The sequence below is a fragment of the Mesorhizobium sp. M7A.F.Ca.ET.027.03.2.1 genome (assembly GCF_003999175.1).
Taxonomy (GTDB): domain Bacteria; phylum Pseudomonadota; class Alphaproteobacteria; order Rhizobiales; family Rhizobiaceae; genus Mesorhizobium.
In genome coordinates this window covers 1-427 of record NZ_RZOM01001924.1, presented here as the reverse complement: position 1 = coordinate 427, position 427 = coordinate 1, and the positions used below count along the sequence as shown (strand labels likewise).

General features: G+C 62.5%; 1 protein-coding gene. It reads left to right on the top strand.

Annotated elements, in window-relative coordinates; translation table 11 throughout:
- Positions 1-8: 8 nt before the first annotated feature.
- Positions 9-427: EVE domain-containing protein (locus EN750_RS38800; RefSeq protein ID WP_127399532.1), on the top strand; the 419-nt coding region annotated here is incomplete at its 3' end.

Genomic DNA, 427 nt, shown 5'->3' with positions numbered 1-427 from the left:
AGAAAGACATGAACTACTGGCTGTTCAAATCCGAGCCATTCAAGTTCTCCTTCGACATGCTGAAGGCCAAGGGCAAGGCCGGCACGCAATGGGACGGCGTGCGCAACTACGCCGCGCGCAACAACATGAAGGCGATGCAGGTCGGCGATCTCGGCTTCTTCTACCATTCCAACGAAGGGCTGAACGTCGTCGGCATCGCTGAAGTCTGCGCGCTTGCCCATCCCGACACCACCTCGGACGATCCGCGCTGGGAATGCGTCGACATCCGCGCCGTAAGGGATGTGCCCAACCCGCCGACGTTGGAACAGGTCAAGGCCAATCCGAAGCTTGCCGACATGGCGCTGGTGCGGCTCGGCCGGCGTCACCGGCTGCACGGAAAGCCGGCCGAGCCGCACCAGCGCCATGTCGGCAAGCTTCGGATTGGCCT